Raw genomic sequence first — 14,846 nt, 5'->3', positions numbered from 1 at the left:
TCATAACTAGAACATTAAGGAGGTGCCAAACCTATGAAACTTCATGAATTAAAACCTGCTGAAGGTTCTCGCCAAGTACGTAACCGTGTTGGTCGTGGGACTTCATCTGGTAACGGAAAAACTGCCGGACGCGGACAAAAAGGACAAAAAGCTCGTTCAGGCGGCGGTGTGCGTTTAGGATTTGAAGGGGGACAAACACCATTGTTCCGTCGTTTACCAAAACGAGGATTCACAAACGTGAACCGTAAAGACTATGCAGTCATTAATCTTGATGTATTGAACCGCTTTGAAGACGGAGCTGAAGTAACTCCTGTTGCTTTAGTTGAAGCTGGAATCGTGAAAAACGAAAAAGCTGGAATCAAAGTATTAGCTAATGGGGAACTAAACAAGAAATTAACTGTGAAAGCAGCAAAATTCTCTAAAGCAGCTCAAGAAGCAATTGAAGCGGCTGGTGGATCAATCGAGGTGATCTAATGTTTAGACTATTAAAAGATGCTTTTAAAGTAAAAGACATTAGATCGAAAATCCTATTTACTGTATTTGTGTTGTTTGTATTTCGCCTAGGTGCACATATTACTGTACCAGGCGTAAATGCTGCTTCATTGCAAAACCTTTCTTCTTTGCCATTTTTCAACATGTTGAACTTGGTAAGTGGTAGTGCGATGCAAAACTTTTCCATTTTCTCAATGGGGGTTTCACCATACATTACTGCTTCTATCGTCATTCAGCTTCTTCAAATGGACATCGTGCCTCGATTTGTTGAATGGTCGAAACAAGGGGAAGTTGGTCGTAAAAAACTGAATCAAGCGACTCGATATCTGACATTAGTATTGGCATTTATCCAATCTGTCGGTATCACTGCTGGATTCAATCAATACGCTCAATTAGGTTTCGTGAATAATCCTAACGTAGCAACTTACGTAACGATCGGTTTGATTCTAACAGCCGGTACGATGTTTGTTACTTGGCTAGGAGAACAGATCACAGAAAAAGGTATCGGAAATGGCGTATCAATGATCATTTTTGCAGGTATCATTTCTAGATTGCCTGAAAGTATCAGAGAAATTTATGAAGATTACTTTATAAATATTGATCCTTCAGACATATGGAAATCTGCTATTTTTGTGGCCATTTTACTAGTAGCGGTCTTATTGATCGTGACATTCGTAACATTTTTCCAACAAGCTGAACGCAAGATCCCGATCCAATATACGAAACGCGTAGCTGGCGCGCCTACAAGCAGCTATCTGCCGTTGAAAGTAAATGCAGCTGGAGTTATTCCAGTTATCTTTGCTAGTTCGTTTATTGCTACGCCAAATGCTGTTTTACAAGCATTGAGCGGTAGATTCGGTTCTGAAAACTGGTACAAAGTGATGATGGAGATCTTTAACTATAATACAGCACCTGGTGCTACGATTTATACGATTCTGATCGTTGCCTTCACTTTCTTCTACGCCTTTGTTCAAGTAAACCCTGAGAAATTAGCGGAAAACTTGCAAAAGCAAGGAAGTTATATACCAAGCGTACGCCCTGGTAAGGGGACTGAAGAGTATGTCTCAAGATTACTGATGCGTTTAAGTACAGTTGGTGCAGTCTTCCTTGGTTTAGTGGCATTGCTTCCAATCATTGCTCAAATGGTTTGGGATCTTCCACAATCAATCGGATTAGGCGGTACAAGCTTACTGATCGTTATCGGTGTAGCTTTAGAAACTGCGAAACAGTTAGAAGGCTTAATGCTGAAACGTAAATATGTTGGATTCATTGAGTAAGAAAGCGTGTTGAGGTTTTCCCTCAACACACGTTCTCACACATTTATTAGGAGGGAAAACAATGAACCTCATTTTAATGGGGCTGCCAGGCGCAGGTAAAGGAACACAAGCTGAAAAAATCATTGATGCTTATGGTATTCCGCACATCTCAACAGGAGATATGTTCCGCGCAGCAATGCAAAACGAAACAGCTCTTGGCCTGGAAGCAAAGTCTTATATGGATAAAGGTGCATTAGTTCCTGATGAAGTAACAAATGGAATCGTGAAAGAGCGACTAGCTGAACCAGATACAGAGAAAGGCTTCTTATTAGATGGCTTTCCACGTACGTTAGATCAAGCAAAAGCTCTGGACGCAATGCTAAAAGATTTGAATAAAAAAATTGATGCTGTCATCGATATCCATGTTGGTGAAGAAATCTTGGTCGAACGTCTAGCCGGCCGATTTATCTGCAGCAATTGTGGAGCAACTTACCATAAAATTTTCAACCCTACAAAAGTTGAAGACACATGTGATCGTTGCGGTGGGCATGAATTCTATCAAAGAGAAGATGATAAACCTGAGACGGTTAAAAATCGTCTGGCTATCAACATCAAAAATAGTGAACCAATCTTGGCTTATTATAAAGAACAAGGTTTGCTAAACACTATTGATGGTGCTCGTGAAATCGATGCTGTATTTGCAGATGTACAAAAAATCATTGAAAAATAGCACGATTGCCCGTAGCCGACTTGCATTATGCAGTTACTCTTGTCAAGTTCAATAAATTATGATAGAATATGTCAGTCCGACTTCTAGAGAATCCTCTAGATGATCCATTTTGAGAATTTTGAGGTGGGAACTGCAGTTTCCGCCATTTTATCGTGTGAAAATGCGAAACAAGTACAAGGAGGTACTGTGCGTGGCAAAAGAAGATATGATTGAAGTCGAAGGTACAGTCGTCGAAACTTTGCCGAATGCAATGTTTAAAGTTGAACTAGAAAACGGACACCAAGTTCTTGCTACTGTTTCAGGTAAAATTCGTATGCATTACATCCGTATCTTACCTGGTGACAAAGTAACGGTTGAATTGTCTCCATACGATCTTAACCGTGGCCGTATTACTTATCGCTTTAAATAATTGTACTCCGTAAAACTACAGGAGGTATTATCATGAAAGTAAGACCATCAGTAAAACCAATGTGCGAACATTGTAAAGTAATTCGTCGTAAAGGACGCGTTATGGTGATTTGCCCAGCAAATCCAAAACATAAACAACGTCAAGGATAATTGGAGGTGCTATAAATATGGCTCGTATTGCAGGAGTAGATATTCCTCGTGATAAACGTGTAGTAGTTTCACTTACTTATATCTATGGTATTGGTAACACTACTGCTAAAAAGATCTTAGCTGATGCTGGTGTATCTGAAGATGTTCGCGTTCGTGAATTAACGAATGAACAAACAGATGCTATCCGTGCAGAAGTAGATAAATTAAAAGTTGAAGGGGATCTTCGTCGTGAAGTGAACTTGAACATCAAACGTTTGATGGAAATCGGTTCTTACCGTGGAATCCGTCATCGCCGTGGATTGCCTGTTCGTGGACAAAACACGAAAAACAATGCACGTACTCGTAAAGGCCCAGCTCGCGCTATCGCTGGCAAGAAAAAATAATTCTTAAGTGAAGGAGGTTAAAACTTCATGGCAGCAAAAAAAGTGAATCGTAAACGCCGTGTGAAGAAGAATATAGAAGCAGGTATTGCACATATCCATTCTACATTCAATAACACTATCATCATGATCACTGATACTCACGGAAATGCATTAGCGTGGTCATCAGCTGGTTCATTAGGTTTCAAAGGAAGCAAAAAATCAACTCCTTTTGCCGCTCAAATGGCAGCAGAAACTGCTACAAAAGCAGCAATGGAACACGGATTAAAGACTGTTGAAGTAACAGTTAAAGGACCTGGTTCTGGACGTGAAGCAGCAATTCGTTCATTACAAGCTACAGGTTTAGAAGTGACTGCAATTCGTGACGTGACTCCAGTTCCTCATAATGGTGCCCGCCCTCCAAAACGCCGTCGTGTTTAATGAGTGCCGCTCATTTTGAGTTTTATCAGTAACGTCATTGAACAAGACACTTTTCGTTTTGAAAGGGGTAAAGATAAGAATGATTGAGTTCGAAAAACCAAGAATCGCAAAAATTGATGAAGAAAAAGATTATGGCAAGTTCATCGTTGAACCTCTTGAAAGAGGGTATGGGACTACTTTAGGGAATTCCCTACGTCGTATTTTATTATCTTCTTTGCCAGGTGCTGCCATCACTAATATTCAAATCGATGGTGTACTGCATGAATTCTCTACCATCAAAGGTGTTAGAGAAGACGTCACTCAAATCATCTTGAACATTAAAGGCTTAGCGCTGAAAATGTATGGCCAAGAAGAAAAAACCCTTGAAATCGATATTACCGGACCTGCTACAGTAACTGCTGGCGATATTATCGTTGATAGTGATGTAGAAATTCTTAACAAAGATATGTACATCTGTAGTGTCTCTGAAGGAGCTACGTTCCATGCTCGCTTAACAGTGAAACCTGGACGTGGTTATGTTCAAGCAGATGAAAATAAAAAAGAAGATATGCCAATTGGCGTTCTTCCAGTCGATTCAATCTACACACCTGTTCGTCGTGTGAACTATCAAGTTGAGAACACACGTGTTGGACACCGTGAAGATTTTGATAAATTGACGATGGAGATTTGGACAGATGGTTCAATTGAACCGTTGGAAGCAATGAGTTTGTCTGCGAAAATCATGACTGAACATTTGGATATTTTTGTGAACTTAACTGATGAAGCAAAAAATGCTGAAATCATGGTCGAAAAAGAAGAAACACAAAAAGAAAAAATGTTGGAAATGACGATCGAAGAGTTAGACTTGTCTGTTCGCTCTTACAATTGTTTGAAACGTGCAGGAATCAATACTGTACAAGAACTTACAAATAAATCTGAGCCTGAAATGATCAAAGTCCGTAACTTAGGACGTAAATCATTAGAAGAAGTTAAAGCAAAATTGCACGACTTAGGTTTAGGTTTACGTAAAGAAGATTAAAACCTTTTACGAAGGAGGGAAACCAACGTGAGTTATCGTAAACTAGGACGCACATCTAGCCAACGTAAAGCGATGTTGCGTGATTTAACAACTGATTTATTAATCAACGAACGTATTGTGACTACTGAAGCTCGTGCGAAAGAAGTTCGCTCAACTGCAGAAAAAATGATCACTTTAGGTAAACGCGGAGATTTGCATGCACGTCGTCAAGCTGCGGCTTTCGTACGTAATGAAGTTGCCAGCGTGCGTGAAGAAAATGAGGACATCGTCATTGAATCAGCTTTACAAAAACTGTTCAACGATATTGCACCTCGTTACGCAGAACGTCAAGGCGGATACACACGCATTTTGAAGACAGAACCAAGACGCGGTGATGGTGCACCAATGGTTGTCTTAGAACTTGTCTAAAATCACACTAATAACATCACTTTATAGATGATTCTTTTAGAGTGTTATGATGTTGGAAGATGTTTTTCCGAGTCTAGCTCAGCGCTGCTCCTCAAGCGAATATCGCTTGGGGAGTAAGCACTCATCATAAAGTGTTTTTTTATACCTTCAATTACCTGTCATGACAGATATGTTTGAAGGCATAAAAAAACATTTTAAGCGAGAAATAATTGAAAATTTTGTCTTTTTTTGATAGTGTTAGTAGGAACTTTAGGATGAAGAAGGAGTAATCATGGAGCCAATTATTGAATTAGAAAAGATAAATTATAAATACCAGCCAGATGATCTTCGCCCCGCATTGAAAGATGTCTCCTTTACAATTGATAAAGGTGAGTGGATCGCTATTATTGGACACAATGGTTCAGGAAAATCGACACTTGCCAAAACGATCAATGGATTGCTTCTGCCAGAATCAGGGATCGTGAAAGTGGGAAATCAAATATTGGATGAAGAAAATATTTGGACGATCCGACAGATGGTTGGAATGGTTTTTCAAAATCCAGACAACCAGTTCGTTGGTTCGACAGTAGAAGATGACGTTGCTTTTGGTCTTGAAAATCAAGGGATTCCCAGAGAAGAAATGCTAGTGCGTGTGAAAGATGCACTTGAGAAAGTTAGAATGGCTGAGTTTGCTTCACGCGAGCCTGCTCGTTTATCAGGAGGGCAAAAACAACGTGTTGCCATTGCCGGCGTGGTTGCCTTACGACCTGATATCATTATTTTAGATGAAGCAACCAGTATGCTAGATCCAGAAGGCCGTGAAGAAGTGATCTCTACGATCAAGAAGATCAAAGAAGAAAGTCAATTGACCGTTATATCTATCACTCATGATATTGATGAAGCAGCTAATGCCAATCGGATACTAGTGATGAGACAAGGAGAACTTGTCCGCGAAGGTACACCAAAAGAAATTTTTTCTGCTGGTCCTGAACTGATCGACTTAGGTCTAGATCTACCATTTCCTGAAAAACTGAAGAGCGCACTGAAAGAACGTGGGGTTGATGTGCCCAGTGAATATATGACAGAAGAAAGGATGGTGGATTGGTTATGGACATCCGTTTTGAACAAGTAGACTTCACTTATCAGCCGAATACACCATTTGAACAAAGAGCCTTATTTGACATCAATATGACGATCAAAGAAAACAGTTATACTGCATTAGTAGGGCATACCGGAAGCGGAAAATCAACCTTACTTCAGCATTTGAATGCGCTTGTTAAGCCAACAAGCGGTACAGTCCATATTGGAGAACGAGATATTCAGCCGGATACGGATAATAAGAATTTAAAGCCCATCCGAAAAAAAGTTGGCATCGTCTTTCAGTTTCCAGAAGCACAGCTATTCGAAGAAACGGTAGCAAAAGACATTGCTTTCGGTCCTAAAAACTTTGGTGTCAGCGAAGAAGAAGCACTAGTCCTAGCAAAAGAAACATTAGAACAAGTTGGGCTGGATGAAAGCTATTTGGAACGTTCGCCATTTGAACTTTCAGGAGGGCAAATGCGTAGAGTAGCAATCGCTGGTGTGCTTGCCATGAGGCCGGAAGTACTTGTATTGGATGAACCAACGGCAGGACTTGATCCCCAGGGTAGAAAAGAAATGATGGAGATGTTTTGGCGTCTTCATAAGGAACAGCAGATCACTATTGTATTAGTTACGCATTTAATGGATGATGTAGCCAATTTTGCAGATTATGTCTATGTGCTGGAAAAGGGACGAATCGTTAATAGCGGGGAGCCGCAAGAGGTCTTTCAAAACATTGAATGGCTAAAAGAAAAACAACTAGGCGTACCTACTGCCACCGAGTTTGCAGAAGAATTAATGGCTAAAGGGATGAACTTTGCTACCTTGCCTTTGACAGCTGAAGAATTAGCAGACGCTATCGTCCATTATGCTGGAGGAAATGCCCATGATGAATAAATTGATATTTGGTCGTTATATGCCTGGAGATTCCTTGATCCATCGATTGGATCCCCGAGCTAAATTATTAGCCAGTTTTTATTTTATCGGAATCATTTTTTTAGCAAATAATTGGGAAACGTACCTTTTGTTGGCATTTTTCACATTACTTTCTGTCTTCTTGTCAAAAGTAGATTTGAAATTTTTTATCCGAGGCATTCGCCCATTGATCTGGCTAATCCTCTTCACTGTAGCTTTGCAGGTCTTGTTTACAAGTGGCGGAGAAACTTATTGGAGTTGGGGTGTTTTCCATATCACTGAATTTGGTGTGATGAACGGCCTCTTTATTTTCTGTCGATTCGTGTTGATCATTTTTATGTCGACTCTACTCACGCTTACTACACCGCCTTTGGAATTATCGGATGCGATTGAGTACTTGCTTCGTCCATTGAAAGCCGTACGGTTCCCAGTCCACGAAATTTCATTGATGCTGTCGATTGCTCTTCGTTTTGTGCCTACATTGATGGACGAAACAGAAAAGATCATGAACGCTCAGCGCGCTCGCGGTGTTGATTTTGGTGAAGGAAACCTAGTTCAGAAAATGAAAGCAGTCATTCCTTTGCTGATTCCTTTATTTGTCAGCAGCTTCAACCGTGCGGAAGATCTTGCGACTGCTATGGAAGCAAGAGGCTACAAAGGTGGGGAAGGAAGAACGAAATATCGTGTATTGCATTGGCATAATAGAGACACGATGGTTATCATTGCTTTTGTATTATTAACTGTGCTACTGATCTTTTTAAGAGGATAAACGTTCAGTGGGCCGCTATCTATTCTTTTCTTGCTGATCTGTTTGCAAGAAAGGATGCGAGCAGTGTATGACAAGAAATATTAGGGTCTGTGGCAGACTAAGGTCACAGGCCTCTTTCTTTTATCTGAAAAGAAAGAACGAAAAAATTTTATAAAAAAATCATTATTCCAGATAACCTTTTAGGAACAAAGGAGAGAAAAACATGGTACGTTACAAAGCAATCATTGCGTACGACGGAACAAATTTTAATGGATTCCAAAAACAGCCAAATGGGCGTACTGTTCAAGAAGAAGTAGAAAAAACATTACAAAAAATGGCAAATGGAAAAGAAATCACGGTCTTTGGTTCGGGAAGGACAGATGCCGGAGTACATGCGATCGGGCAAGTAATCCATTTTGATTATCCAGAGGAGCGTCCGTTAGAACGAATGCGTTTCGCGCTAGATACCCAGTCACCAGAGGATATTGCTGTAAGACAAGTAGAAATTGTTTCAGAAGACTTCCACGCAAGATATTTGGTCAAAGAAAAGACGTATCAATTTCGAGTGGATATAGGGAAACCACGCAGTCCTTTTCGACGCCATTATGCAAGTTATTTTCCTTACCCACTTGATTTGGAAAAAATTCAGCGGGCACTTCCTGATTTATTAGGGACCCACGATTTCACCTCTTTTTGTGCATCAGGAAGCTCGATAGAGGATAAAGTACGTACGATCTACGAAGCTAAGATGGAGGTAAATGAAACAAAAGACGAATTGTTGTTTACATTTAGGGGAAATGGCTTCTTGTATAAGATGATACGGATCTTAGTAGGAACGCTTTTGAAAATCGGCAATGGCCGATTGCCTGAAGATAGTATCCCAGATATTATTGCGAAAAAAGATCGTAATGCAGCAGGACCTACAGCACATCCTGAAGGACTTTATTTGTATGAAGTGAAATATGAATAAGAGGTTGTGAAAAAGCTGCCCTGCATCAAGCAATAAGCCCAGCCAAACCAAAATAGCTCCTCATATTTTTCGTTTGACTGGGCTTATTGCCGCAGATGCAAGCTTTTGAACACCGTTTAAGAAAGAGGTCGTGAGCCTGTCATTTAACTCTGAGTCACAAGGAGCAATTTTAAAAAACAGCTTCTCATCTTTGATGAATATCGTGACTTGTGAACGAAGCATGGATAAGTGAACCTTCTTTTTGCCATGATACTTTTTTTGTAACCAAAAAACGATGGAACGTTGTTTTGATTGCCCTTGGTGCGGACAGTCTGAACAGGTTCCATCGTTTCTTTATTTTCTTCGTCTTCTTCTGTGTGTATTTCGCGGTTTTTCTTCTATTGCTGGATCAATCGTGCCATAAAAGGGGCGATTGCGGTCAAGGTACCAGACATAAAGAATAAACAATGCAATACATAGGACAAAAAGGATTGCACCTATCATAAATCCTTCAGGCAAGTAACTGAAAGTGACAGTGTGTTTACCTGCTGGAACTTTTATCATCAAGAATGCGTCTTTGAAATTGCTGACCTTGACTGGTTTCCCATCAATTTTAGCTTTCCATCCTTTGTCATAAGGAATAGTTGTCACCAACATGGAATCTTCAGCGGTATTTACAGTCCCAGAAGCTTTTCTGCCAGTGGCTTCCATTTCGACACCTTTTTCTTTGATCTGATTCATTGCGGCTTGATAGGCTACAACATCTAGACCAACGACTTTAGGCTCCATGAAACTTATTTCTTTCGTCCCATAAAAACTTGCAGTAAATGTCACTGTTGTCTCTTGAGGATAATAGCCAAGATCATAGTATTGACCAGAAATGTTGATTTGCGTTTTTCGCGATGTACCATTGACAGTGATCGTCGCGCTAGAACTTTCTAATTGTGCAAAATTGGTTGGGAACAAACTTAAGTAAGCTTGTGTATTTGCAGGCACATGGACTTCCCAAGTGAGCTCTTTTGGCTGGTTGTCTGCTGTTTCTGAGTAAGTGACGCCAGTCGTTGTCTTTGTGATCGTCGTATTCAACTGATTCTTCAAAGTAGGTGTATAGAATGTAAAATACTGTTCATTTAGACCAGACAATGTATTGATCAAGTTTGTCTGACTGGTCAAATTATCTGTCACTGGCTGCTCAACATCATTAACGGACAACGGTGCAGTAAATGCTAGTGGCAATGCATTGACATTCTGATACAGTGTATAGTCGCCGCTTTGACCAGCTTGGCGGAAGCCATATTTACTGAACGTGCTTTCGTTTTTAGAAATGTTATATTTGATTCCTGTAAACCCATCCATCAGCAAAGTATTATTGTTATAACGGATATTCAAATTTGTCCCTCTTGAACGGAAACCTAATTTATCCAGGTAAGAGGAAGAATTACGATTTCTTATAGAAGAAAACAAACTGATACCACTGTAACCGTAGTTGATCGAATCGTTTGCAGATACTGGATCCAGATTTTCCAAGCGGTAAAACGAGTCGGAATCTTTTTTTGTTTCATTTACAAGAGCTTTCAAGTCAGGATAAGGATCAGTATATAAACTGCGGGAAGCATAATTCCAATCATCAAGAATGCCATGGATCATACTGTTCGTATTGACCAGTGCTTCAGCAGACATGATCAATAATAACAATATACTCAGATGATTGAATGAAAGTTTTTTATGCTGATAAAATCCCACAGCAAAAGCATAAATCCCTAAGAAAACCACTGTCAATACAAAGGAAGTCATCGTCACATAGGTGTAGCTTCCTTCAGGTTTGATGCCCCATGCCACCGCAAAGAGAGCAGCTACGACCAAAATGATTCCTAACAACAGCCCACGATCGTCTTGTTCTATCTTTTCCCATCCTTTTCCTGCAAGCAGGAGCACTAAGAAAGAGAACAGATAGGCATAACGGAATAAAAACATATTCGGTGCATGCATACCATGCCAGAACAAATTTAATGGAACAAGATAAAAACTTGCGATAAGTATGGCGAAAAGACTGCCGTACAAAAATTTATTTTTCAACGGTACTTTCCGACTGGCAAAATAAAACAGACAGAGGACTAATGGTAGCAGACCTGCGTAAACGAACGGAATCGATCCGTATTTTGTCGTGTCATAAACACCAATCATATTTTTCATGATCAGATCCAGATAAGAAGTCGCTTCTGTTTTCAACGTAGTGATCTGACTCAGTGCCTCGCCATTTGACCGAAGATCCAGCACTGCTGGCAATACAATGATCATTGAAGCGCCGCCTGCCAGTAAAGAAGTGATACCATAAGGAACAATCGTTTTTTTATATTCTGACCAGTTTGTCAATAGACGGGCGATAAAATATAAGAAAGAAAATACGCCAATCATAAAACCCATATAAAAACTGGATAAAAACAAGAGTAAATAACTGACAAATAAAAGTTTCGGCCGTTTAAGATCCATAACACGATGAATCCCCAAAATCACTAATGGAAGATAAACAAATGCATCCAGCCACATGATGATCTCCGAATGTGCAGTGATAAATGAGATCAATGCGTAACTGACGCTAAGTGCAACATGCCCCCAGCGAGGAATCTTGAACGTACGTGCAAGAAACCAAAAAGCCAATCCGGCACAGCCGACCTTAAGCAAAGTCAGAACATACAGTGCATCTGGCATCATCTGGTTTGGAAAAAAGAACACCAGTGGCGTGAAGATCCCGCCTAGATAGTAAGAAATTAAAGATAAATAATTCAATCCTAGAGAAGCATTCCATGTATAAAAAATACTTTGCTTTCCAAGAAGAACATTTCGGAAGCTGGCATGAAAATTAGAAAACTGTGAAAAGGCATCACTTGCCAAAATACTTCTGCTGCTTCCAGGATAGATCCCGATACTTAGATAAACAAGTGCTAAAATCAAAAACGGAATCAGGAAACTAGCTGCTGCGTAGCGTCCGTTTTCTCTAAAGAATGACTTTAAGTTTTTTTTCATATTTATTTTCCACCAAATTTCTATGAAGTTGTATTCAGTTTATCATATCCTTGTTTTTCTCTGCTTAAAAAGAGTCTAGTTTTCACAAAAAAATAAAATTTAGAATAAATAACTTCATAATTTGTTCGTATAACAAAAATAAACGCAAAAAAAGGGTAGGAATCAAAAGTCCCACCCTCAAAAATTTTTATTAAATAAAAAACCGTTCACTATCTGAACGGTCCAAGTATCATTCAATTAAACGCGTTCAACTTTTCCTGATTTCAAAGCACGAGTTGACACCCAAACTTTTTTAGGTTTTCCGTCGACCATAACGCGAACTTTTTGTAAGTTAGGTTTAACAGTACGTTTTGTTGAGTTCATAGCGTGTGAACGGTTGTTTCCACTTTTTGTCTTGCGACCTGTAAAGTAACAAACTTTTGCCATGGTAATTTCCTCCTTTGCCTTGATTTGGAGCAATAGAATAATTCAGCTCATACCAGACTAACATATCATATAGAATGGGAATTTGCAAGTACATTTTCATAGATACAATTGACAATTGAGAAGAATAATTGTAAATTAAACAAGGTTATACCTGAAATTTTGCAAGGTTTTTGAGTACTTTGGGTAACTGCCTTTTATTTCAAGTTGCGCTATGATAAAATATGATAGAAGAAAAATGGGAGTTTTTTACCCGTTAAGGAGGCTCATTCATGGCTGTAAAAATTCAAACGTCAGCTGGAACCATTGAAATTACCAATGATGTAATTGCAACAGTTGTTGGTGGCGCCGCGACAGATGTGTTCGGTGTTGTAGGAATGGCCAGCAAAAATCAAATTAAAGATAATATTACTGAGATTTTGCGTAAAGAAAATTACTCAAGAGGAGTAGTTGTCCGCCAAGAAGATAATGGTATTGCTGTAGATGTTTATACGATTATCAGCTATGGTACGAAAATCTCTGAAGTTTCCCGCAACGTCCAAGAAAAAGTGAAATACAATCTAGAGGCATTATTAGGCGTAACTGCCAATTCAGTTAATGTCTTTGTACAAGGTGTTCGTGTACTGCCAGACTAGGCAGGAGACTGGCTGGTAACTCAGCAGTCGATCTGAAGGAGGATTATCTAGGTGAGTGTAACAGAAATAAGTGCAAGCCAGTTCCAGGAAATGGTCCAGGCAGGTGCGAATCGTCTGCAAGTAAATGCAGAATACGTCAATTCATTAAATGTATTCCCTGTGCCAGATGGCGATACGGGAACAAATATGAATCTATCTATGACTAGTGGAGCTAAGGCAGTAGTAGATTCAACCTCAGAAAAAGTAGGAGAATTAGCAGCAATGCTTTCAAAAGGATTGCTGATGGGTGCGCGCGGAAATTCCGGCGTTATTTTGTCTCAATTGTTTCGTGGATTTTCTAAGCAAATTCCAGATGTTGTCTCATTAAATGCTTCTGATCTTGCTGCAGCCTTCACTCATGGAGTTGAAACTGCGTATAAAGCAGTAATGAAACCAGTAGAAGGAACGATTTTGACAGTAGCTAGAGAAGCAGCGAAAGCTGGAGAAAAGAAAGCAAAAAGTACTGATGATGTCGTTGAAGTAATGACAGCTGTTGTAAAAGGAGCAAAACGTGCTTTAGCTAAAACTCCAGACTTGCTTCCAGTCCTAAAAGAAGTCGGTGTCGTAGACAGTGGAGGGCAAGGACTGCTGTTTGTTTATGAGGGCTTTTTAAGTGCATTGAATGGAGAATTCCAAGCGGATGAAACATATGAACCTTCTCCAGCAGAAATGGATGATATGGTCAATGCAGAACATCATCGCAGTGTCCAAGGTCAAATGGCGACAGAAGATATCCATTTTGGTTACTGTACAGAAATCATGGTAAAAATCGGAGAAGGACCTACAGTTGATAGTACATTCGATTACGAAGAATTCCGTAACTATTTAGATGGTATAGGAGATTCTTTACTTGTGGTCAATGATGACGAGATCATCAAAGTCCACGTGCATACAGAAAACCCAGGAGAAGTCTTGAATTATGGACAAAAATTCGGTTCATTAGTCAAAATCAAAGTCGACAACATGCGCTTGCAGCATGAGACGATTTTGGAACACGATGAAGAAGTGAACGAGTTTGCGAAAAAAGAAACACCACGTATCCCGTATGGTATCGTAGCGATCGCTGCTGGTAAAGGCGTCCAAGAGCTGTTTGAAAGTTTAGGCGCTAATTATGTTATCAGTGGTGGGCAAACAATGAATCCAAGTACGGAAGACATTGTTAAAGCGATTCAAGAAGTAAACGCAGATAAAGTGATTGTCTTGCCAAACAATAAGAACATCTTTATGGCAGCTGATCAAGCAGCAGAAGTAGCAGATATCCCAGTAGCAGTTGTTCCTTCAAGAACGATTTCCCAAGGATTGACAGCTATGCTTTCATTCAATGATCAAGCTTCTTTAGAAGAAAACAAAGAAACGATGACAGAAATGTTGTCTAGCGTTGTGAGCGGTCAAGTCACTCACGCGATCAGAGATACCTCAATTGACGGTGTAGAGATCAAAGAAGGAGACTTTTTGGGCATGATCGATGGAAAAATCCTGATCTCTAACCCAGATATCACAGCAACAGCATTAAGTACACTAGAACAAATGATCAATGAGGACACAGAGATCGTAACGATCCTGGCAGGTGATGAAGGAACAGTTGAACAAGCAAATGAATTTGCTGAGAAACTAACAGAAAAACATCCTGATTTGGAAATCGAGATCCACCAAGGAGATCAGCCTGTCTATCCTTATCTATTTTCTGCTGAATAATTTCTGTGTCAGAATATCTTTCTAACACAGTATTCATTCATAAAAGGCCTTCGGTTAGTGATCAGGTATGATCGCTGACCAAGTCCTTTTTTTGTTA

At 39.8% G+C, this 14,846-nt stretch carries 17 protein-coding genes; 15 read left to right on the top strand and 2 right to left on the bottom strand.

All coding sequences use genetic code 11. The features are described from left to right. Nucleotides 1–33 precede the first annotated feature (33 nt). The 13 genes from rplO (at nt 34) to truA (ending at nt 8,954) form a co-directional block, all read left to right on the top strand. A complete protein-coding gene (gene rplO / locus RG571_RS01455) occupies nt 34–474 on the top strand; it encodes a 50S ribosomal protein L15 (RefSeq protein ID WP_002288687.1) in 441 nt (146 codons plus the stop codon). After that, entirely contained in the window at nt 474–1,769 is a 1,296-nt protein-coding gene (gene secY, locus RG571_RS01450; protein WP_002288688.1) for a preprotein translocase subunit SecY, read from the top strand. The genes rplO and secY overlap by 1 nt, the downstream gene beginning before the upstream one ends. A 61-nt stretch (nt 1,770–1,830) precedes the next feature. Continuing rightward, complete coding sequence (locus tag RG571_RS01445; RefSeq protein WP_002288690.1) at nt 1,831–2,478, top strand: adenylate kinase; 648 nt, start codon at nt 1,831–1,833, stop codon at nt 2,476–2,478. Between the two features lie 190 nt (nt 2,479–2,668). Next, nucleotides 2,669–2,887 (top strand): translation initiation factor IF-1, encoded by a 219-nt coding sequence (gene infA, locus RG571_RS01440; RefSeq protein ID WP_002288695.1) that lies wholly within the window; start codon nt 2,669–2,671, stop codon nt 2,885–2,887. Nucleotides 2,888–2,919: 32 nt separating this feature from the next. Further along, entirely contained in the window at nt 2,920–3,036 is a 117-nt protein-coding gene (gene rpmJ, locus RG571_RS01435) for a 50S ribosomal protein L36 (protein ID WP_002288710.1), read from the top strand. A 17-nt stretch (nt 3,037–3,053) separates the two neighbouring features. Then, nucleotides 3,054–3,419, top strand: coding sequence for a 30S ribosomal protein S13 (gene rpsM, locus RG571_RS01430; protein ID WP_002288713.1), 366 nt, complete (start codon nt 3,054–3,056; stop codon nt 3,417–3,419). 27 nt (nt 3,420–3,446) lie between these two features. After that, complete coding sequence (gene rpsK / locus RG571_RS01425) at nt 3,447–3,836, top strand: 30S ribosomal protein S11 (RefSeq protein ID WP_002288714.1); 390 nt, start codon at nt 3,447–3,449, stop codon at nt 3,834–3,836. A gap of 79 nt (nt 3,837–3,915) precedes the next feature. Then, nucleotides 3,916–4,854, top strand: a complete 939-nt coding sequence (locus RG571_RS01420) for a DNA-directed RNA polymerase subunit alpha (RefSeq protein WP_002288715.1) — start codon at nt 3,916–3,918, stop codon at nt 4,852–4,854. Nucleotides 4,855–4,881: 27 nt separating this feature from the next. Continuing rightward, nucleotides 4,882–5,262 carry a 50S ribosomal protein L17 gene (rplQ, locus tag RG571_RS01415; RefSeq protein ID WP_002288716.1) on the top strand — a complete coding sequence of 127 codons (381 nt, stop codon included), beginning with the start codon at nt 4,882–4,884 and terminating at the stop codon, nt 5,260–5,262. Between the two features lie 271 nt (nt 5,263–5,533). After that, nucleotides 5,534–6,373, top strand: coding sequence for an energy-coupling factor ABC transporter ATP-binding protein (locus RG571_RS01410; RefSeq protein ID WP_002288720.1), 840 nt, complete (start codon nt 5,534–5,536; stop codon nt 6,371–6,373). Next, a complete protein-coding gene (locus RG571_RS01405) occupies nt 6,349–7,218 on the top strand; it encodes an energy-coupling factor ABC transporter ATP-binding protein (RefSeq protein WP_002288722.1) in 870 nt (289 codons plus the stop codon). Before RG571_RS01410 ends, RG571_RS01405 begins: the two co-directional genes overlap by 25 nt. Continuing rightward, entirely contained in the window at nt 7,208–8,005 is a 798-nt protein-coding gene (locus RG571_RS01400) for an energy-coupling factor transporter transmembrane protein EcfT (protein ID WP_002288724.1), read from the top strand. The genes RG571_RS01405 and RG571_RS01400 overlap by 11 nt, the downstream gene beginning before the upstream one ends. Before the next feature lie 202 nt (nt 8,006–8,207). After that, nucleotides 8,208–8,954, top strand: coding sequence for a tRNA pseudouridine(38-40) synthase TruA (gene truA / locus RG571_RS01395; protein ID WP_002298563.1), 747 nt, complete (start codon nt 8,208–8,210; stop codon nt 8,952–8,954). A gap of 333 nt (nt 8,955–9,287) precedes the next feature. Here the strand turns inward: truA and RG571_RS01390 are convergent, their stop codons facing one another. Both RG571_RS01390 and rpmB read right to left on the bottom strand, forming a co-directional pair. Further along, complete coding sequence (locus tag RG571_RS01390) at nt 9,288–11,957, bottom strand: YfhO family protein (RefSeq protein WP_029485732.1); 2,670 nt, start codon at nt 11,955–11,957, stop codon at nt 9,288–9,290. A 237-nt stretch (nt 11,958–12,194) separates the two neighbouring features. Further along, nucleotides 12,195–12,383, bottom strand: coding sequence for a 50S ribosomal protein L28 (rpmB, locus tag RG571_RS01385; RefSeq protein ID WP_002290463.1), 189 nt, complete (start codon nt 12,381–12,383; stop codon nt 12,195–12,197). 269 nt (nt 12,384–12,652) lie between these two features. Here rpmB and RG571_RS01380 point away from each other — a divergent pair, with 269 nt between their 5' ends. Together RG571_RS01380 and RG571_RS01375 are read left to right on the top strand one after the other, a co-directional pair. Then, on the top strand, nt 12,653–13,015 hold the full coding sequence (locus tag RG571_RS01380; protein WP_002294298.1) for an Asp23/Gls24 family envelope stress response protein: 363 nt from the start codon (nt 12,653–12,655) through the stop codon (nt 13,013–13,015). Nucleotides 13,016–13,066: 51 nt separating this feature from the next. Continuing rightward, nucleotides 13,067–14,749 (top strand): DAK2 domain-containing protein, encoded by a 1,683-nt coding sequence (locus RG571_RS01375; protein WP_002301169.1) that lies wholly within the window; start codon nt 13,067–13,069, stop codon nt 14,747–14,749. The last annotated feature ends 97 nt before the right edge of the window (nt 14,750–14,846 follow it).

Source organism: Enterococcus sp. FR204 (assembly GCF_031143325.1).
In the GTDB taxonomy this organism is placed as follows: Bacteria; Bacillota; Bacilli; order Lactobacillales; family Enterococcaceae; genus Enterococcus_B; species Enterococcus_B faecium.
This window is presented reverse-complemented; position numbering and strand designations above follow the sequence as displayed.

Coding starts and splice junctions, on each gene's coding strand:
- RG571_RS01410 (WP_002288720.1), top strand. CDS start 5,534: ATGGAGCCAATTATTGAATTAGAAAAGATAAATTATAAATACCAGCCA.
- RG571_RS01420 (WP_002288715.1), top strand. CDS start 3,916: ATGATTGAGTTCGAAAAACCAAGAATCGCAAAAATTGATGAAGAAAAA.
- rpmB (WP_002290463.1), bottom strand. CDS start 12,383: ATGGCAAAAGTTTGTTACTTTACAGGTCGCAAGACAAAAAGTGGAAAC.
- RG571_RS01390 (WP_029485732.1), bottom strand. CDS start 11,957: ATGAAAAAAAACTTAAAGTCATTCTTTAGAGAAAACGGACGCTACGCA.
- rpmJ (WP_002288710.1), top strand. CDS start 2,920: ATGAAAGTAAGACCATCAGTAAAACCAATGTGCGAACATTGTAAAGTA.
- RG571_RS01380 (WP_002294298.1), top strand. CDS start 12,653: ATGGCTGTAAAAATTCAAACGTCAGCTGGAACCATTGAAATTACCAAT.
- rpsK (WP_002288714.1), top strand. CDS start 3,447: ATGGCAGCAAAAAAAGTGAATCGTAAACGCCGTGTGAAGAAGAATATA.
- secY (WP_002288688.1), top strand. CDS start 474: ATGTTTAGACTATTAAAAGATGCTTTTAAAGTAAAAGACATTAGATCG.
- RG571_RS01400 (WP_002288724.1), top strand. CDS start 7,208: ATGATGAATAAATTGATATTTGGTCGTTATATGCCTGGAGATTCCTTG.
- RG571_RS01445 (WP_002288690.1), top strand. CDS start 1,831: ATGAACCTCATTTTAATGGGGCTGCCAGGCGCAGGTAAAGGAACACAA.
- RG571_RS01405 (WP_002288722.1), top strand. CDS start 6,349: ATGGACATCCGTTTTGAACAAGTAGACTTCACTTATCAGCCGAATACA.
- rpsM (WP_002288713.1), top strand. CDS start 3,054: ATGGCTCGTATTGCAGGAGTAGATATTCCTCGTGATAAACGTGTAGTA.
- rplO (WP_002288687.1), top strand. CDS start 34: ATGAAACTTCATGAATTAAAACCTGCTGAAGGTTCTCGCCAAGTACGT.
- truA (WP_002298563.1), top strand. CDS start 8,208: ATGGTACGTTACAAAGCAATCATTGCGTACGACGGAACAAATTTTAAT.